We start from the raw sequence: 20,026 nt of genomic DNA on the forward strand, positions 1-20,026 counted from the left end.
ACGAATTGTCAAGCTAAGTGTTGCACTTAGCTTGACAATTCGTCTTATTAAAAAAGTTTTTTAAAAGTCATAATTAAATTTTAAATCCTAAATAAATTTCGCAAATAGCTGTAACTATAAAGAAAATACCTATAATATAAGGTGTAGCTAATATTGCTATAAAAGGATTAAATAATATCAATAATCCTAAAATGAATAAAAGAATTATATATACTGTATGAAAGTTAAATCCTAAATTTTTATATTTAATTGCCATAATGAATAAGTAAATTCCTCTAATAAGTGCCCATAAACCAAAAAATAACGCAATTGTGTCAATTGTTTCTGCAGGAGAGAAGCAAAGAAGCAATCCAAATAAAATTGAAATTGTTCCATTTACAATCAAAAAAACATTGTTCATAGAAGTAAAGGACCTAATAATTGCAAATATTCCAGCTACAATTATTAATACTCCACAAATATTAATAAAGCTTGAAAATGTACTAAATGGATTAATGAAAAATAAAACACCTATTATTCCAAATAGAATTCCTTCAATAATAAATAGATATTCTAAAAGTTTTTTCACAAATATCACTCCCTTAAATTTTTGATTATGAAATATATCTTTAGTTTGTGATAAATTTGTAATATTATATATAAATTTTTTGTTTAAATATAATTACAAAATTATTAAGAGAAATAACTTCTTTTTGCAATTATTTAATTTTATGATAATATTAGTTTAATAGAATATATATATTATGTTAAGAAAGCACACTTATAATATGATAAAGTTCTATATTGTAGGAATAAGAAAGTAAAATGTTAAATGGAGGTACAGTGTGATAAAGAGAACATGTAAGCAGTGTGGAAAAGATTTTACTCTTACTGATTCAGAAGTTAATTTTTATAAAAGTAAGGATTTAGATATTCCAAAAAGATGTAGTGAGTGTAGAAAGAAGAATAAAGATAATAACAATAATGTAAATAAGGATAATATAAATAATTTTGATATAAGCAATAAACAAGAAAATAATAACTATAGTAATAATAGAAGTTACAACAACAATAATAATAAAAAGAAATATACATTTGGAAGTGTTATAGCTGCAGGATTAGTTGTTATACTTTTACTTGTTGGTAAGGTATTTAATATAACACCTAATTGGGGAGAAATATTTAATACAGCTCAAAGTGAGCAAAGTAGTAACGTATCCCTTGAATTTAGAAATGAAGCTTTATGGGAAGATCACTTTTTAAAGCATAGAAGTGAGTTTGGATATTCTACTAAAGAAGAGTATTTAAAAGGGGCAAATGAAGTTATTAATTCTGCAACATCTTTACATAAGTTTGAGGCTGAAGATAATGATGAAATTTACTATGATGAAAGTAAGAATGAAATTGTTTTTGTATCATCTGATGGATATATAAGAACTTATTTTAGACCTAGTGAAGGAATTAATTATTATAATAGACAATAGAAGAAATAAGTAAATTTATATATCTTGAGAGGTATAAATTATTTTATTTAAATTAATATTTTGGCAATTAAAAATAATAGAATATTGAAATTGAGGAGTTATATCATGAATTTGGTATAGCTCCTTAATTTTTATTTTTAGTTAATTAAATTGCTATAAGAAAAAGTAAACAGAAATAATTTATTTTCATAGAATAGAAAGGAGAAGTTTAAGTTAATATTTATAAATTTAAATATATGAAAAATTAGGATAATAAAATATTTTATTAGATGGGGGAATTGAGAATATGAAAGTTAGAAAAGCTGTAATACCAGCTGCTGGTCTTGGTACTAGATTTCTACCAGCAACTAAGGCACAACCTAAAGAAATGTTGCCAATAGTTGATAAGCCAACGATTCAATATATTATAGAAGAAGCAGTTGATTCTGGAATAGAAGAAATATTAATAATAACAGGAAGAAATAAAGAATCTATAGAAAATCATTTTGATAAATCTATAGAATTAGAAATGCAGCTTGAGAGGTCAGGAAAACTTAAAGAGTTAGATATAGTAAGAAAGATATCTAGTATGGCAGATATACATTATATAAGACAAAAAGAGCCAAAAGGATTGGGTGATGCAGTTTCTTGTGCAAAATCCTTTGTTGGTAATGAACCTTTTGCAGTAATGCTTGGTGATGATGTTATAGATAGTGAAGTTCCATGCTTGAAACAATTGATGAATTGTTTTAATGAGTATAAAACATCCATATTAGGAGTTCAAAAGGTAAATGAAAATGACGTGATGAAGTATGGAATAATAAAGGGATTATATATAGAGAAAACGTATATAAAGTTAAAGCGCTTATTGAAAAGCCTACTATAGATGAAGCTCCTAGTAATATTGCGATTTTAGGAAGGTATATAATAACACCTCAAATATTTGAAGTTTTAAATAATGTTAAGCCAGGAAAAAATGGAGAGATACAATTAACAGATGCATTACAACAATTAATATCTATTGAAGCAATGTATGCATGTGAGTTTGTTGGTAATAGATATGATGTAGGAGACAATTTAGGGCTTTTACAAGCTAATATTGAATTTGCTTTAAAGAGAGGAGATCTTAGAGAAAAACTTGTGAAATATATTAAGATGTGTAAGTTATAAAAAATAATTTAGATTTTAGATTAGAGTAGGAAAAGTTCTGTATCGAAATTTATTATTCTCATTTAAATCTAAAAAAATAAAATATAAATTACTATGAGAGGACTTTATATTTTTTCTCTAAAAAGCATAACTAAAAGGATAATTAATTAGATATTAAAAATAGTGTTAGGAGAAATAAAATGATAATTGTTAGGGTAATGGGTGGAACGGGGAATCAAATGTTTCAATATGCATTAGCTAGAAAGCTTAAAGAAATGAATAAGTATGTAGTTTTAGATATAAGTGCATATAAAACATGGGAATTTAGATATGATTTTTGTTTAAATAGAATTTTTGATATTAATAAAGATATTTATATTACAGAAGATCCAAATGAATTTATTATAAAGAATTGTAGAAATATAAAAATTATTGATTGTGAAAATCAACCTTATTATAATGCTGATATATTAAATTATGATAATGTTTATTTAAATGGATATTGGATGAGTGAGAAATATTTTAAAGATATAGAAAAAATACTAAGAAAAGAGTTTATATTTAAAAATACATTAGATAAAGAAAAAAGTGAATTAGTTAATGAGTTAAAAAACACAAATTCAGTTGGAATACATGTAAGAAGAGGTGATTATCTTCAAGGTAATGCTGCAAATATATTTACAGGAATAACTACAAAAAAATATTATGATAATTCATTGAAGTATATTAAAGAAAAGGTAAGTAATCCTCAATTTTATGTTTTTACTGATGATAGAGAATGGGCTAAAGAAACATTTAAAAATACAAGTGTAAAAGTTATTGATGTAGCTATAGATAAGACTAATTATACTAATATACAGATTATGAGTAGTTGTAAGCATAACATATTAGCAAATAGCACAGCAAGTTGGTGGGCAGCATGGTTAAATAATAATAAAAATAAAATTATTATAACTCCTGATATATGGCTTAATCAAAAAGAAGCTAATATGGATGATATAGTTCCTCATGATTGGATTAGAATAAGTCATATTTAGTAAATACTAATCAAAATAAAAAGCTATAGAGTAAAAAAAATTTAGTTAAAATACTCTATAGTTTTTCTATTTAATACATATATTAAAAATTTAATCGTTTAATAGAAACATATATGGATCCATTTCTTTTGATAAAGTTAAATTCATATCATCTTGCAATATAGTATTAGTTGTATTACTATTGCCTTCCGGATTAGTTGAATTTCCACAATATCTATACCTAACTAAAATAGAATCTATAAATCCTATTCTACAGCCATTTCTAGTAAGCTGTAAAAATCTAGGTAAATCTTCGAGTAAAACATAACTTTCATCATATAATCCATAAGTATCTATGGTTGAACGTTTATAGGAAAGACCTGGAGCAGGGAAGAAAGAGCCTCTAAATCTAAGAATTGATTTAAAACAATCAATTGCCAATCCATTAATAAAAGAAGTATGCAGTGGATTTGGACTAGTCCAATAGAACTTATTAGGATCCTCATCTTTAAAACAAGCTATTCTACCAACAGCTACCCCATATTCAGGGTTATTTTCATGGAATTTTACAATATCACTTATGGTATTTTCTGAATAAAATAAATCATCATCAGATAAATATACTAGATAATCTCCATGACTCAATTTAATTGCATTATTTATATTTTTTACTGTTTTTAAATTTTTTTCGTTATAATGAATTACATAGTTAGATATATTACCGGTATTATTTTGATTAATATAATTTTCTAAATCAGTTTTAGAAAAATTATCTGAATGATCATCAGATATTATTATTTCAATATTAGGGTAAGATTGATTTAAAATAGAATCTAAGCATTGTTTTATATATTGAAGTCTATTATAGGAAAGCAGTAATATACTTACTAATTTTACATCTGTTTTTTTTGTAGTATTGGCATTGAGTTTTGATTTTATAAGAGAATCTAATTTTTTGCATTGTTTAATCCAGTTAAAATGAATATTACTATATTCCTGTATTCCGTAGCAAACACTTTTTAGTCTATTTTCATCATTACAAACTTTAACTAATACATTTGATAAATTTTCAATATTATCAATTTGAAAATTACTTCCGAATAGGCCAAAGTTTGTTATATCATTAAAGCAATGAACATTACTAGAAACTATATAACAGCCGTTAGAGGCAGCCTCAGGAAAAACATTTGGAAATCCTTCAAATCGTGATGGTAAACAAAAGACTTTAGCATTTTCATATAGTTTTTTTAATTCATATTTATCAGAGATAGGGCCAACAAATTCTATTCGATCTCGCGCTTGGGGGCATGTTGCTAATAAATTTTCAGTATAATTTATTAACCAATCTTCGCAAGGTCCTACTAATTGTAATTTCCAATCTGGAATTTTATCAGTTATAGAAATAAAGGCTTGTATCAATATTTCAGTAGCTTTAGAATAGTCACCTAATCTTCCAACAGTGAGTATAGTATTTTTTTTATCTTCATATTTCACTATATTATTATTTCCAGTAAAATCATAATAACCTTGAGTTAAATAGCTAGCCTTATAGGGCCAAGTACTATTTATAATATTTAATAAATGATAGGATTCTACAGTAAAAATATCAATTAATGATAAATTGTTTTTCAAATTTTCATCAACATTAATTGTAGATAACCAATATGGATTGAAATCCGTTTTTAAATATACCAATCCATTAGGATTTAGTTTTTTATACTTCTTTATTATTGAAATATTAAAATTATAATATCCCACAAGCATTAATACATCAGTATTTATTAAATAATCATTAACTTCTTCATCGCTAGAAACTATTTCAATTGGTAGATTGTCTAGATATTTTTTAGCATCAGAAAAATCATTTTTTTCAAAGGTAATAATTTTAGAATTATATTTGAAATATTTTCTTAAAATAAAAGGAATAAGACAAATGTCTTTAGTTAAAGCAGAACTATCTAAATTAGGCCAATAGAATGTAAAATTTAACATAGTTAACCTCCTGAAATTTGGTAATTAAATATAGAAAAAATATTATATTAATCATATTATTTTAAATTAATAAATTAGAGATATAATAAGTTTTTTTATATATAGCTTTTTATAATATATTCAAAAATCTAATTAATGGTTAAAAGTGCGGTGTGTAACATTAGGGTTAATTATTAAATAGTATGGTTATAAAATAATATAGAATAAATATAGGAGATAGCTATGAATCGTATACTTTTTTTATGCCCATGTGATAATACGCCATATGGAGGAATACATGTAATTTATGAAAATGTAGATATATTAAACAAAAATAATTTTAATGCATATGTTTTACATGAAGTCGATAATTTTAGGTGCACATGGTTTGCAAATAATACTAAAATACTTTATTTTAAGGATGTATTAATAAATTTTGAGAATGATATTTTAGTAATACCAGAGATATATGGCCCAAATATATTAAATATAGTTCCAGGAGTTAAAAAGGTGATTTTTAATCAAGGGGCATATCTTACATTTAGTAGATTTGGTGCTAATTATAATGAGAAAAGTCCATATTTAAGTGATGAAATTATTGGTATAATATCAATTTCACAAGATAATAAAGAATACTTAGAATATACATTTAAAGATAGAATAATTAATAGAATTATAAATTGTATAGAGTATTATGGTATTAATCCTAATTATGAATCTAAAAATAAGGTGATTAGCATTATTGAAAAAAATAATATACAAGATTTTATACAAATAATAAATATTTTAAAAATAAGAGATAATTTAAAGGGGTATACCTTTGATATAATTAAAAACGAAACACACCAAAATGTATTACAAAGATTAGAAAAAAGTAAAATTTATATAAGTTTATCTGATGAAGAAGGGTTTGGATTATCAGCAGCAGAAGCAATGGCTATGGGGTGCGTTGTAATTGGTTATCATGGCCAGGGAGCAAAGGAATATTTTAAAGAGGAGTTTTCTTATAGGGTTGAGCAGGGAGACGTTATAGATATATGTAAAAAAGTTGAAGAAGTTATTGAATTAATAGAAAATAGAAATGAAGAATATTTGAGTAAAGTTAAAAAGGCAAGAGAATTTATTTTGGCTAATTATTCAAAAGAACAGCAAGAAAAATCAGTAGTGGAAACTTGGACAGATATTTTAACAAGACTTTAGTAATAGGATATACACTATAGAGTAATGAAGAGAAAGGTTCCTCTATAGTGTATATCAATGTTATTAAATATATTGAAAAGTACCTTAATATTTTTATAAGGATTAATAAATACATTATATTGAAAAATTATATATTTATCTAATTTTTTAAACTAGGAATTTATTATATCCTTAAATTATTTTTTTATTATATTTAAAATTAGCACTTCATATAAAAGTTAACTACACTATCACCATGAGAAAATTTCCTAGTTATTATGAAGTTATTCATGGTCATGTAATCATGGAATAAAGATAAATTCTTTGCATTTTCTGCATTAGGATCAGTATATAAGGTTGAAGAAATAAATAAAGCAAGATTCCTAGAAGCTTTTAAAGCTTTTAAAACTAAATTTTTAGCATTAATATCTGTCAAGAACTTATCACCATTATTTATTAAAATGTAATCAAAACCATCTCCTAAATTATCTTCTAAACTAAAAGTTTTATGAAGTTTTGATGCTATTTTATAGGAACCACTGGAGGAATTTCCAATATAAAAATCAAGATTTTTTCTATAAAACTTAAGCATTAATCCATTAACTCCACAATTTCCATATACATCTAATACTTTTAAGTTTTCTTTTTCAGGAACTAATGATAAGTAAGATAAATTAAAATGTACATCAGTAATATTGATATCCCATTTACTTTCAAATTTCACTTTATTAGTTTCCATTATATTTGCATATGAACTATTTTTATTAAATGAAGCACTTCCATAATGATGAACAAAAGTATCTCGACATAATAAAACTTTATATCCAGAGAGTATTATTCTGAAACAATAATCATCATCTTCAAAGTTTCCGGGAAAATAATCTTCATCAAGCAATCCAACTTTATTTAAAACCGATCTTTTAATAAGCATACAATATCCAACAACCATAACCCTTTCTTCCCAGCGTGTTTTATTACTTATATTAATTTGAGATGCAAAGTTTTGCATTTCATCAAGTGTATTATAGTTAACAGGAATGCTTTGCCAATAGGAAGAAGAGTTAGTAACAGGGCTAACAGCTCCTATATTATCATTACTATATAAGGCAATTTTTAAATTAGTAAGCCAGTTTTTAGTTACTACAATATCATTATTTAAAAGTAAAATATCATTCATAGGATTAGCAAACTTTATTCCATCGTTGCAACCACCAGGAAATCCATTATTAGTAGTATTTAATTGAAGTTTTATATCATATTGAAGCTTTAGCCAATTTGTTGTTTCTTCATTTGAATTATTATCAATAACAATAATTTCATAGTTTTCATTAGAGGTATATTTCCTAATACTTTCAATACATTGTTTAGTATAGTTTAGGTTATTATAGCTTAAAATAATAATGCTTGTACCAGGATAATCATTTATATTATCAATCATAAGTTCTCCTAAAATATTAATAATAAATATGATATGAAAATACTGCTCATTTATTGTCTAAACTAAAAGTAAATGTTATAGTTTAAATAAAAAAAGATGGAGGGAAATAATGAAGACAAAGTTAACAGCACTTCCACCTATAGGAATGCGTATTATTAAATCATCAATTGGAGTACTGTTAGGATTTATTATTTATTTAATTAGGGGAAGACAAGGGGCTCCTTTTTACACCGCGTTATCGGTATTATGGTGTATGCAGCCATATACAAGTAATGCAAAAGCTAATGCTATTCAAAGAACAATAGGAACATTTATAGGCGCGTTTTTTGGACTAATAATGATATTAGTAGAATTTTATTTATTGCCATTAGACAATGAGTTAATAAGATATATTTTAATATCAATACTAATAATACCAGTAATATATACAACGGTTATTATTAATAAAAAAAATGCTTCATATTTTTCATGTGTTGTATATTTGAGCATAGTAGTAAATCATCTTACTGATACTAATCCATATTTATTTGTTATAAACAGAATCTTAGATACAATGATAGGGATAATTTTAGCATTAATAATAAATACAGCAAGAATTCCACGAAAGAAAAATAAAAATGTTTTATTTGTATCTGAGTTAGACAAGGTATTATTAAATATGCAATCAACCTTAACACCATATAGTAAGGTTGAGTTAAATAAAATGCTTGATGATGGAGCAGAGTTTACAATAGTAACAATGAGAACACCAGCAGCCTTATTGGAGGCGTTAAAAGATATAAGAATAAAATTACCAGTTGTAGCTATGGATGGAGCTATGCTATTTGATATAAAGAATAATAGATGTTTGAAACTATATAAAATGAGTTATTTAGAAAGCAAAGAGTTGATTAATTTATTTAATGATAGAGGGTTGCACTGCTTTGTTAACGTAGTAGTAGAGGATTCAGTATTAATATATTATGGAGATTTCAAAAATGAAGCAGAGGAGACTATATATAAAGAATTGAGATATTCGCCATATCGTAATTATATAAAAGAAGAGCTACCAGAAAGGTATGGTGCTGCTTATTTAATGACCATAGATAAAAGTGAAAAGATAGATGAAATACATAAAGAATTAGAATTAAAAGGATATGTAAATGGATTTAAGGTTTTAAAGTATCCATCGGAAGATTTTAAGGGATATTCATATATAAAAATATATAATAAAAAAGCCAATAAAGAAAATATGATAGATGAAATAAGGAAGATGATTAATGTTGATAAAATAATTAGATTTGAAACTACTCAAGAATCAACAGGAGTAATAATAGGTAAAAATGATTCAAATGAGATGGTTAAAAATTTAAAGAAGATATATGAACCTTATTTTTGGGAGAAACAATAAAAAAGTTATTTTTATAAAGGGTGTATAAATTTGATTAAATTAAATCAGAGTTATTTATACATCCTTTTTAACAGTTTATACAAAAGTTTCACCTGATTTATTGGCTTTATCAATTTCAGATAAGGCATGTACTCTAAGCATGTTAATTATAATTGAAAAAAAGTAAGCATAATATAAGTTTTCATGAGGGGTTAAATTAGTATTTTGTGATAATAAATCATTTTGCAGTTTCTTTTCTTCTAATCTGTCAGAAGCAACAATGAAGAGTAGTGCATATCCAACTAGTATTAATTCAGCACCCAGTAAGGTAACAGAGGAAGCTGTTTCCCCAGTATTATTCATATCCAAACTATCTAAAATATCTATGTTAGCTCCATGAATGAATAAAAAATATCCAATTACTAATAATGAAGATCCAAATTTTTCGAGTGTTGCAAATTTAATATCTAATTGTTTAAAATATTCATCTAATTCCTCATTTCTATTTTCATTTCTTTTATCTTTCAATTTAATATCCTCCATAGGGCAGTTTTTATGAAGATATCATATTATATCAATATATGATTTATAAAGTTGTTTTGTACAATACAACTTTATAAAAAAGAAAAAGGAGGTTTGTCCTCCTTTTTCACATTATTACAAGAATAAAGCATCTTTGTAACGTCTATTAATAATATAATAGTTTTTTAGTAACTCGTTAAATACCTTTTTCAACTCAACTAGTTTTGTTATATTAGTATTTATCTCACTTAATAAATTTCCCCACAATGGATTTTTATTGTAATTATTATCTTCAATAAATAATTTAAATAAATCATAAATTAATTTAGAATTGTGCTCACCAATATGTTGAATAGTTTTTGGATTATTTAAATTAAGTATAGCTTTATTTAATAATTCTTTATTTTCTAATGAAAAATAAATTAAAGACTCAATGACGCTATCAGGAATTATCAATCTATGATCAATTAAGCCTTTATTGTAAGATAAATATTCAAGAGCTTTATTGAAGTCATTTAAGCGATAATAAGCCCAAGCAAGAATTGAGTTAAGATGTTCAAGAAAGTAAATGTTTTTAAATTTTTTAGCCATATTTAAAGAAATTTCTAGATAGTTAATAGCATCACTATAATTATCTAGCATAAAATAAACCTCTGCAATCTTTTCATATGATGACATAATGCTTATAATATTACCTTCCGCAACATATAAATCTAAAGCTTTATTGATTGAGTCGTAAGCCTTAATAGGATTATTTTCAATTCTATATGCATATGATAACCAAAAATAACAATGGCCAGTTTCTTTAAGCGATAAAGCTTCTTGAATAAGTTGTTTACCGTGGATTTTATTATTAGAAAGTATTAATATATCAATTCCTGCATAGAAATTATATATATACTTTTGTTTGGCAGTTAGCAAATCAAAAGATGATAAAATCATATTTTTAGAATACTCAAACTTATCTCTGTTTGGAGTGGATGAGTACCTAGCTAATTTTGCTAAAAAGTAATCAAGTATCAAAGGCGAAGCTATATATTTATCTTCATCTTTTTCTAGATTATCAAATAATTTGTTAGTATAATCAAATTCATTATAATTTAGGTTAGTAAAAAAATCATTTAAGTATTTTTTTCCTTTTAGTAAAAATTCATCAGAATCATAAAATTTTAAACCGAGCCTATCAAAAATAACTGAAATTACGTCTTCACTTGGTAATAATTCACCATTTTCTATTCGACTTAAATATGAGGGAACACAAATTCCTTTTGATAATTGCTTTTGACTAATGTTTTTATTTATTCGATTTAATTTAATTATAGATCCAATTATTTTTTTACTATTTACATATTTATCAATCATTTATTAATCCTTTCAACCATAGTTAAAATTAATTTTTATAGTAATCAATAATATAATGTATTTTTATTTGAGTTTACTATAGTTTACTATAATTATGGTATTATTTGCAAAGGTATTAATAAATAATTACTACTTTATAATTACTTCTAATAGCTTAGAAATGGCTTAAACAGGTAGAAATAGAGCAATGTGTGAAATTATTGTAAAAAAAAGGTGCTTAAATATATATAAATAATATGAAATTTAACATAACATATTTTTTTTTAATTGTTGACGATTATTTAGGAATTAGATATTATGTAAACATAAACAAAGAAATAATATTTAAAAATGAAAAATATTAACAATTCCCGTTGAGGGATTTAATTTTCAATTTCATTGGAAACGATACCTAAAAGATTGTTTTAGATTCTAATAATACTTATATTGATAGTAGCTTATAGGGTAGACAAGCTAATAGATGTATCTTTATATTATCAATGAAAACATTTTCAAAGAGTTGGAATCGTTTCTGAAATTACCTAAGTATAAATATGTATTTAAGTTATATTAACTTTAAATAAATTGATTTTTGGAAAAGTGGAGGAGAATTATTATGAAAAAATTATTAGTAACATTACTTGTTGCAGCTACTTCATTAAATTTTGTAGCTTGTGGATCAAGTAATAGCGGGGATAGCAATAAAGGAGAACAAAATAATACAGCTACATCAAATAGTGATGAAAAAGTTACTTTAAAGGTACAAGCTGAAAAAGACTGGATGCCTTACTATGAAAAAGTTAGAGATACTATAGTAGAAAAGTATCCAAATGCAACAATTGAATTAATTGAAACAGGATCATTTGATCACTTAGATGTATTAGATCAAACAGATGCAACAAACTCTGATGTTGCAGACGTATTTGCTTTACCTGCAGATAGATTATATGGTCTAGCTAAAAACCAAGTTTTAGCTGCAATGCCTGCTGATGAAATGGCAGAAGAAGTTGGTGGATTTGCTGATTTTGATAATGGATTAGGTGGAAACTTCAATATTGATGGTGAATACTTAGCGTTCCCTTATAACATAGAAACATTAATTGGTTATGTTAATGTAGAAAATGCAAAAGCTGCAAACATCGATACAACTCAAAATATAGAATTCACAGAGTTAGAATATAATCAAATTTTAACTACAGTTCACGATGCTTGGTATGGAGTTGCATTTACTAATTCAGCTGATTTTGAATTATTATCAAAAGAATTAACAAGTGATGCAACTAAAGAATGGGCAGATTTAACTGAAGAACAACAAAAATTATTTGAAGGATTATATAACTACTGGAAAGGTCACAAAGAAAATAATACATCTTTATGGGATAAAGATGCAGCTAGTGGATATATAGAAGAACAATTCAAAACTGGTGGAAGCGATATTATTAAGATCGATGGACCTTGGGCAACATCTTCAGTTAGTGAATTAGTAGGAAGCGCTGAAAATATGGAAATCATTCCATTAAGTCAAATCACATTCAATGGACAATCATTAAAACACTGGAAAGGTGGATGGGGTCTTGGAATAAATGCAAGATGTGAAGATGATGAAGCTAAAATGGAAGTTGCACAAGCATTTATAAAAGAAATAGTTAATCCAGATAACGCTAAAGAATTATTTGATGCTACTGGTAAAGTATTAGAAAATGCTACAATTGCAGATTATGAAGGAATTGATGAATTACAATTAAAAGTTATAGAAGCAACTTATGAGAGTTATGAAGTAGCTGAAAACAGACCTCTATTCAGTGAATATGGACAAGTTTGGGAAACATGGCAAAACTCTTTATTATCATGGTCAGCTAAGAACCCTGCAAATGCAGAAGAAGCATATAAAGAAGTTAAAGCTTCATTTGATGGTATGATGTCTAACTTTAACTAATAAAGCTAAATATAAATTTAATAGTATTTAAGATAACTAATTTAAGTTAGTAGTTCTTAGTTGAAGCTTAAATAGAAACTCCTTCGGGAGTTTCTTAAAGATTAGAAATCACTTATTTTCCCTTTCAATCAATCAGTAGTTAAAGCTTTAAAACAGAAGAAAAATGCTACTAGCTTAAATTTGTTTATTATTTAGTAGGAGGATCCACATGAGAGAAAGTATAGAAATGCCCAAAGGTACATTTTATACAATTGTAGCAATATGTGCAGCAATTATAATGATGACATCTATGGAGATGTTAATTAAAGCTAAAGATACAGATTTATTTAATATGTGGTTATCCACTAGTAATTTAGGAGAAGATGCGCTAAGTCAAACAACAAAAGAATTATTCTCTACATATTTAAATGTATGTATATCAACATTCTTTATTAGAATAATAACACCAATGGCTGTAGCTATTCACAGTTACTTTACTTTTACAAAACTTAGAGTTACTAAGCTATTTGTAGCAATATGGGTTGTAATTATAATAGGTGCATTTGCATTAACATTTTTAGGAGAGCAATTTTATTCAATATTCTTTATCGGAAGTGCAATTGGTTATTTAGCTTTAATTTTTGCAATGATTTACTTAGGGAAGTGTATTAGAAATGTTAGAAGTATTTAATTATGAAGTTATTCAGAAGGTATAAAAGGAGGTAAAAGGGTTGAAAAAATTCAATAAGCATTTATATGATAATATTAATCGAGAGTATGATAGAAAAAATTTATACCTATATGAAGTTTCAGTTTTACAGGAAAAAATTGAGGCTGCAACTGGTAAAGAAAAAGAAAATTTAGAAAAGAAATTAAATGAATTAGTAAAAAATAAAAAAGATCATCCGTATAATAAACAATTGGATGAATATAAGAAAAAGGAAAAAGATTTTTTAGAAGAAGTTAATAAAAAGGTGTCAGATTATAAATCAAAGGTTGATACAACATTACCTTCAAAAGTACAAAAATTAGAATTAAGATTATTTAAGGCTAAAGAGTTTGTTAATTTCTATAAAAAGTATACTAAACTTACTTATGATGCGGAATTAATATATGAGCAATCTAAGATAGAAATTGCTCAAATACCACCAGTAATTGAATTTGCTAGAGAAGCAACAAAAGAGTTGAAAGAAGCTCAAAATAAGTTAACAAAAATAAGTTCAAATGACAATGAAAAATTTGAAGCTGAATTTAAAAAATTCAAAGAAAATGAAAATAAGAAATTACATGATAGAATTAGTGAAGTTAAATCAAAGTGTAAGGAAGGTTTAATTTCTGGACAGGCTAAAGAAAATACAATAAAAGAATTAAAGAGAAAATATAAAGAAGCTCTATTAGTTAAATCATTTGAATCTGAAAAAACATATAATGAGGAAATTATTAAAAATAAAAAGTATGAGCTTTCAAAAACTGTTAAGCAAAAAATAAATACTGTTAACATTAATGTTGCAGATTTAAGAAGAGTTTATCCAGTTGAAACTGAAAAAACATTACCTTGGGTATCTTGGATTACTTTTTTAATTCCTGGGCTTGCTCAAGTAGTGAATAAACAATATGTAAAAGCGATTATAATGTTCTTTGCAACAATATATATATATGCTATAGCTATTCCATATGCTTTGGGATATGGAAACTATAAAGGAGACGGTATTGCAGGTCTTATAACTTTGGCTGCTGATGGAGGTAGACTTGATAGATCAATCATTTTCATGATTGAATGTATACTTGCAATATTCTTAGTATTAATTGGTATTTTCTTAATGTATATATGTTTTAAGGATGCCAATACAGTTGAAAAAGATACAATTAAAGGAACAAGATTTAGAAGCTGGATTGAAACTAAACAAACTTTATTTGAAGATGGATTCCCATATTTAGTTTTATCACCAGCAGCTATAATTACTATATTTATAGTATGTATTCCAGTTGTTACTACAATTCTTTTATCATTCACAGGAATGGGACCAGATACCCAAGCTAAGTTTGGATGGGAAGCATTAGAGAACTATAAAATGATTTTCTTAGGTCAAGGTATGGTTGGTGCTATATTCTGGAGAATATTAGGATGGACAGTAATTTGGACTATTGGAGCTACAACTTTAGCAATTGCTTTAGGATTTATTTTAGCAATAGTTCTTAATAATGACAGAATTAAAGGAAAAGTATTATTTAGATCAATATATCTTTTACCATGGGCAGTACCTGCATTTATTTCTATACTATTCTTTAGTATTTTATTTGCTGATGGTGGAACTGTAGTTAACTCATTGAGAAATGTTTTTGGACCAAACTTCTCAATAAAGAATGATACATTCACTATAAGACTTACATTAATTTGTATTCAAGCTTGGCTTGGTAGTGCATATATTTTCTTATTATCTACAGGGGTTTTACAATCTATAAATGCTGAGTTATATGAAGCTGCTGATATTGATGGAGCAACAAGCTTTAAAAAATTAACTAAAATAACTGTACCGCTAGTTTTATTCCAAACAGCGCCACTTTTAGTTGGACAATATACATTTAACTTTAATAACTTCAGTATTATAGCTTTATTTAATAATGGAGGACCATTTGATCCAAGTAAATATGGAAACTTAGCAGGTTCATCAGACCTTTTAATATCTTATATATACAAGTTAACAATGAATAGCCAATATCAAGCTGTTGGAGCAACAATTACTGTTATTATTTCAATAGCATTAATAATAATTGCATATATAGGATATAAAAACACAGACGCATTTAAGAGGGGGTAGGGATGATGAGTATATTTAAAAAGAAAAAAAATGATTTATATCTTTCTGATAAGCAACCTCTTACTGTTGGAGGAAAAATTGCACTTGGTGTATCATATGCATTTTTAATATTGTGGGCAATAATGGTAATAGTACCAATAGCACAAATTGTAATATCATCATTCAATGGAGCACAAGTAAATAGACTTATAATTGGTGGAGAATTTAGTTTCTCATTAAAGCACTTTAAAACATTATTTGAAGATACACTTTATTTAAAATGGATGGCTAATACCTTATTTGTAAGTATTACTACAGCAATATTAGTAATATTAATAGTATCATTTACTGGATATGCTTATTCAAGATACAGATTTAAAGGTAAAAAAGCATCTCTTATGACAGTTATGCTTATTCAAACAATACCAACATTTGCAGGAATTACAGCTTATTTTACAATGTATTCTATTGCATCAGATATAATGCCAGGTCTTACAAGACAAATGATGCTTATATTAATATATGCTGGTGGAGGTATAGCTGGTAATACTATAATTCTAAAGGGATATTTAGATTCAATATCTACAGAACTAGATGATGCAGCTAAGATAGATGGATGTTCTAGTATGAAAATATACAGACTTATTATAATGCCAATTGCAAGACCAATGCTTGCAATAATAGGTTTATGGTCATTCATAGGACCATTTGGTGATTACTTATTACCAAAAGTATTATTAAATTCATCATCTGATTATACGTTAGCAGCAGGTTTACAAACACTTATAACAGATGAACGTACTATAAACCAACCAGCGTTCACAGCCGGAGCACTTTTAACTGCAATACCGATAGTAATATTATTCGTTGTACTACAAAAACAATTAGTATCAGGTCTTTCAAATGGGGCTACAAAAGGATAGGATAGGAGATAGTAGATATGAAGGTAACATTAAATAATATTGGAAAGAAATATGAAAGTAGAGAAGATTTTACTTTAAGACATATAAATTTAGAAATAGAAGATAAGGATTTCTGTGTAATTTTAGGACCATCAGGATGTGGTAAAACCACATTATTACGTATGATTGCAGGTCTTAACTCTATAACAGAAGGAGACTTAATATTTGGTGAGAAGAGAGTTAACAAACTTGCATCAAAAGATAGAGATATAGCTATGGTTTTCCAAAGCTATGCTCTATACCCACATATGACTGTATATGATAATATGGCATTTTCATTATCAATGAGAAAAGAAAGAAAGAACATTATTAATGAGCGTGTTAATGAAGCTGCAAAATTACTTCAAATTGAAAAGTATTTATATTCTAAGCCATCAGATATATCTGGAGGACAAAGACAAAGAGTTGCATTAGGAAGAGCAATTGTAAGAAAACCAAGTGTTTTCTTAATGGATGAACCTCTTTCTAACTTAGATGCTAAGTTAAGAGAGCATATGAGAGTTGAATTAGTTAGAATTCACAAAGCGCTTGGAACAACATCTATTTATGTAACACATGACCAAGTAGAAGCTATGACTATGGCTACAAAGATCGTTCTTATGAATGATGGAAAGATTCAACAAGTTGGTAAACCATATGAATTCTATGAAAAGCCACAAAATATGTTTGTTGCTAGATTCATTGGATCACCTACAATTAATATGATAAAAGGTAAAATGGAAGGAAAGAAATTTGTTTCTGAAGATGGATTAATATCTATCAATCCTTCTGAATCTGATTTAAAAGCTTTATCAAATTATGAAGGCAAGGATGTATACTTAGGAATTCGTTCTGAAAGATTTGTTGGAGATGCTGATAAAGATACATTTGAGTGTACAGTAGATGTTATTGAAGTTTTAGGTAAAGAAAAAACTCTTTATGTTAAATTAAATAGCGGTAAGGATCTTGTAATAACAGTACCTGGATATCATCAATATGAAACTGGAGAAAAGCATAAATTTGGATTTGATTTAAGCGCATTACATTTCTTCGATGCTGAAACTCAATTAAGAATTAACTAATAATAAATAGTAAAACTATAATAAAACCATAATATTCTAAAGTTGGAACTAAACCCGATAGTTCCAACTTTTTTTATTAATTTATTTTTTTATAGAAAACATAGAGTACTTATTTAAATATAAAAAGAATATAGTTTATAAATGAAATATGTATAAATATAACTGAGGGGATTATAAAGTATATGAGTAGTTTTGAGATTGTTACAGGGATTTTTGGTGGGTTGGGTTTATTTTTATATGGTATGAAATTAATGAGTGATGGACTTGAAAACGTTGCTGGGGAAAAGTTAAAAGGTATATTGGAGAAAATAACTAGCAATAAAGTAATAGGAGTACTTGTTGGAACAATTGTAACGGCTATTATCCAGAGTTCTAGTGCTACTACAGTAATGGTAGTTAGCTTTGTTAATGCTGGATTAATGACATTAACACAAGCTACAGGAGTTATATTAGGTTCTAATATAGGTACAACAATTACTGCTCAAATGGTTAGTTTTAATTTAGAGGTTATAGCACCAATATTTATAGGAGTAGGTGCTATAGTTATGATGTCTGCAAAGAAAAAAAGAATAAAAGATTTAGCTTATATTGCTTTAGGATTTGGAATATTATTTATGGGAATGGGATTAATGTCGTCTTCCCTTAAACCAATATCAAATTTACAGATATTTAATGATTTTATTTCGGTAATAGGAAAAAATAATTTTTTAGGTGTATTAGTTGGATTAACTATGACTGCAATATTACAAAGTTCATCTGCAACTACAGGTATTTTAGTAGCTTTAGCAAACTCAGGTAACATAGATATGAATGTAGCATTCCCAATAATATTAGGCTGTAATATAGGAACTTGTGTTACTGCAATATTAGCGGGTTTAACAGCAAATAGAACAGCAAAGAAAGCAGCTTTATTACATCTATTATTTAATATATTTGGAACTGTTTTATTTTTACCATTTTCAGATAAGGTAGTTACATTTGTAAATTATTTAACTCCAGATAATGTAGCGAGACAAGTTGCAAATGCTCATACTATATTTAATGTTGTAATAACAATTTTTATATTACCAATATCAAAATATTTTGTAATGTTAGTTAATCATATATTACCAGATGATGAAGGTAAAGAAAGCTGTGGTGCAATTTATTTAGATAAAAAACTTTTAGAAACCCCAATAGTAGCTAGTGGACAAGTTATTAAAGAAACAATAAGAATGGCTAATAAGGCAAAAAATAATTTGGAATTGGCTATGGAGGTATTCTTAAATTGGAATGAAGAAAAAATGAAAAAAGTATATGCAAATGAAAGTATTATTAATACATTAGAAAGAGATATTACTGAATATTTAATAGAATTATCTCAACATAATTTACCAGAAGAAAATGCAAAATTAGTAAGTCAGGCATATCATACAATTAATGATATTGAGAGGATAGGAGATCATGCAGAAAATATAGTTGAGCTTGCTATTCAAAAATATGAAAATAACATTACTTTATCTTATGATGGTTATAAGGAAGTAAGACAACTATTTGAGGTTACTTTAAGGTCTATAACTATTGCAATTGAAAGTTTTAAATCTAATGAAATAAGCGATGATGAAGTTGAAAAGGTTGAAGAAGAAATAGATAGTTTAGAAAAGCAATTTAGAGAAAATAATATAAATAGATTAAGTGCTAAAACATGTCTAGCAGATGCAGGAATAATGTTTTTTGATCTTTTATCAAATTTAGAAAGAATAGGTGATCATGCTAATAATATTGCTACAGTAAAAGAAAAACCAAATCATAAAATTCATGCAGAATTATGTTAGTAAAAAGTATTAATTATAAAAGGCTATACTTTATTTTTTATAAAGCATA

At 26.3% G+C, this 20,026-nt stretch carries 15 protein-coding genes and 1 pseudogene; 11 read left to right on the forward strand and 5 right to left on the reverse strand.

The features are described from left to right. Positions 1–73: 73 nt before the first annotated feature. Positions 74–568: an HdeD family acid-resistance protein gene (locus ABUA17_RS07640; protein WP_042395140.1), complete on the reverse strand. Its 495-nt coding sequence runs from the start codon at positions 566–568 to the stop codon at positions 74–76. A 256-nt stretch (positions 569–824) separates the two neighbouring features. Here ABUA17_RS07640 and ABUA17_RS07645 point away from each other — a divergent pair, with 256 nt between their 5' ends. The 3 genes and pseudogenes from ABUA17_RS07645 (at position 825) to ABUA17_RS07655 (ending at position 3,628) form a co-directional block, all read left to right on the forward strand. Then, positions 825–1,463, forward strand: a complete 639-nt coding sequence (locus ABUA17_RS07645; protein ID WP_195951092.1) for a zinc-ribbon domain containing protein — start codon at positions 825–827, stop codon at positions 1,461–1,463. Between the two features lie 286 nt (positions 1,464–1,749). Then, positions 1,750–2,612: pseudogene (gene galU, locus ABUA17_RS07650) on the forward strand (UTP--glucose-1-phosphate uridylyltransferase GalU). 179 nt (positions 2,613–2,791) lie between these two features. Beyond that, a complete protein-coding gene (locus ABUA17_RS07655; protein WP_042395129.1) occupies positions 2,792–3,628 on the forward strand; it encodes an alpha-1,2-fucosyltransferase in 837 nt (278 codons plus the stop codon). Between the two features lie 90 nt (positions 3,629–3,718). On the opposite strand, the gene ABUA17_RS07660 is transcribed toward ABUA17_RS07655, so the two are convergent. Beyond that, the gene (locus ABUA17_RS07660) at positions 3,719–5,599 is read right to left on the reverse strand and encodes a glycosyltransferase (RefSeq protein ID WP_195951093.1); all 1,881 of its coding nucleotides are present in this window, start codon (positions 5,597–5,599) and stop codon (positions 3,719–3,721) included. Between the two features lie 222 nt (positions 5,600–5,821). On the opposite strand from ABUA17_RS07660, the gene ABUA17_RS07665 reads away from it, so the two are divergent. Then, positions 5,822–6,778, forward strand: a complete 957-nt coding sequence (locus ABUA17_RS07665) for a glycosyltransferase (RefSeq protein WP_055291980.1) — start codon at positions 5,822–5,824, stop codon at positions 6,776–6,778. Between the two features lie 199 nt (positions 6,779–6,977). On the opposite strand, the gene ABUA17_RS07670 is transcribed toward ABUA17_RS07665, so the two are convergent. Beyond that, complete coding sequence (locus ABUA17_RS07670; protein ID WP_195951094.1) at positions 6,978–8,195, reverse strand: glycosyltransferase family 2 protein; 1,218 nt, start codon at positions 8,193–8,195, stop codon at positions 6,978–6,980. Positions 8,196–8,304: 109 nt separating this feature from the next. Between ABUA17_RS07670 and ABUA17_RS07675 the strand changes: the two genes are divergently transcribed. Beyond that, positions 8,305–9,585: an HAD hydrolase family protein gene (locus ABUA17_RS07675; protein WP_195951095.1), complete on the forward strand. Its 1,281-nt coding sequence runs from the start codon at positions 8,305–8,307 to the stop codon at positions 9,583–9,585. 75 nt (positions 9,586–9,660) lie between these two features. On the opposite strand, the gene ABUA17_RS07680 is transcribed toward ABUA17_RS07675, so the two are convergent. Beyond that, on the reverse strand, positions 9,661–10,092 hold the full coding sequence (locus tag ABUA17_RS07680; RefSeq protein WP_195951096.1) for a hypothetical protein: 432 nt from the start codon (positions 10,090–10,092) through the stop codon (positions 9,661–9,663). Between the two features lie 129 nt (positions 10,093–10,221). Then, positions 10,222–11,448, reverse strand: a complete 1,227-nt coding sequence (locus tag ABUA17_RS07685) for a helix-turn-helix transcriptional regulator (RefSeq protein WP_042395116.1) — start codon at positions 11,446–11,448, stop codon at positions 10,222–10,224. Positions 11,449–12,043: 595 nt separating this feature from the next. Here ABUA17_RS07685 and ABUA17_RS07690 point away from each other — a divergent pair. From ABUA17_RS07690 to ABUA17_RS07715, 6 genes are all read left to right on the forward strand, one after another. Then, a complete protein-coding gene (locus ABUA17_RS07690; protein WP_195951097.1) occupies positions 12,044–13,363 on the forward strand; it encodes a sugar ABC transporter substrate-binding protein in 1,320 nt (439 codons plus the stop codon). 208 nt (positions 13,364–13,571) lie between these two features. Then, positions 13,572–14,033, forward strand: a complete 462-nt coding sequence (locus ABUA17_RS07695; protein WP_042395110.1) for a hypothetical protein — start codon at positions 13,572–13,574, stop codon at positions 14,031–14,033. A gap of 40 nt (positions 14,034–14,073) precedes the next feature. Next, the gene (locus ABUA17_RS07700) at positions 14,074–16,161 is read left to right on the forward strand and encodes an ABC transporter permease subunit (RefSeq protein WP_349817948.1); all 2,088 of its coding nucleotides are present in this window, start codon (positions 14,074–14,076) and stop codon (positions 16,159–16,161) included. 2 nt (positions 16,162–16,163) lie between these two features. Beyond that, positions 16,164–17,063, forward strand: coding sequence for a sugar ABC transporter permease (locus ABUA17_RS07705; RefSeq protein WP_242858811.1), 900 nt, complete (start codon positions 16,164–16,166; stop codon positions 17,061–17,063). A gap of 17 nt (positions 17,064–17,080) precedes the next feature. Further along, positions 17,081–18,163, forward strand: a complete 1,083-nt coding sequence (locus ABUA17_RS07710) for an ABC transporter ATP-binding protein (protein ID WP_042395104.1) — start codon at positions 17,081–17,083, stop codon at positions 18,161–18,163. A 182-nt stretch (positions 18,164–18,345) separates the two neighbouring features. Beyond that, positions 18,346–19,977: a Na/Pi cotransporter family protein gene (locus ABUA17_RS07715; RefSeq protein ID WP_195952233.1), complete on the forward strand. Its 1,632-nt coding sequence runs from the start codon at positions 18,346–18,348 to the stop codon at positions 19,975–19,977. Positions 19,978–20,026: the final 49 nt, after the last annotated feature.

It is taken from the genome of Clostridium sp. RTP31139st1_H3_RTP31139_211217 (assembly GCF_040227035.1).
GTDB classification, from domain to species: domain Bacteria; phylum Bacillota; class Clostridia; order Clostridiales; family Clostridiaceae; genus Clostridium; species Clostridium saudiense.

Bases quoted from the DNA above. Each gene is read 5' to 3' on its own strand.
- ABUA17_RS07705 (WP_242858811.1), top strand. From the start codon at position 16,164: ATGATGAGTATATTTAAAAAGAAAAAAAATGATTTATATCTTTCTGAT.
- ABUA17_RS07670 (WP_195951094.1), bottom strand. From the start codon at position 8,195: ATGATTGATAATATAAATGATTATCCTGGTACAAGCATTATTATTTTA.
- ABUA17_RS07710 (WP_042395104.1), top strand. From the start codon at position 17,081: ATGAAGGTAACATTAAATAATATTGGAAAGAAATATGAAAGTAGAGAA.
- ABUA17_RS07655 (WP_042395129.1), top strand. From the start codon at position 2,792: ATGATAATTGTTAGGGTAATGGGTGGAACGGGGAATCAAATGTTTCAA.
- ABUA17_RS07660 (WP_195951093.1), bottom strand. From the start codon at position 5,599: ATGTTAAATTTTACATTCTATTGGCCTAATTTAGATAGTTCTGCTTTA.
- ABUA17_RS07695 (WP_042395110.1), top strand. From the start codon at position 13,572: ATGAGAGAAAGTATAGAAATGCCCAAAGGTACATTTTATACAATTGTA.
- ABUA17_RS07715 (WP_195952233.1), top strand. From the start codon at position 18,346: ATGAGTAGTTTTGAGATTGTTACAGGGATTTTTGGTGGGTTGGGTTTA.
- ABUA17_RS07675 (WP_195951095.1), top strand. From the start codon at position 8,305: ATGAAGACAAAGTTAACAGCACTTCCACCTATAGGAATGCGTATTATT.
- ABUA17_RS07690 (WP_195951097.1), top strand. From the start codon at position 12,044: ATGAAAAAATTATTAGTAACATTACTTGTTGCAGCTACTTCATTAAAT.
- ABUA17_RS07685 (WP_042395116.1), bottom strand. From the start codon at position 11,448: ATGATTGATAAATATGTAAATAGTAAAAAAATAATTGGATCTATAATT.
- ABUA17_RS07665 (WP_055291980.1), top strand. From the start codon at position 5,822: ATGAATCGTATACTTTTTTTATGCCCATGTGATAATACGCCATATGGA.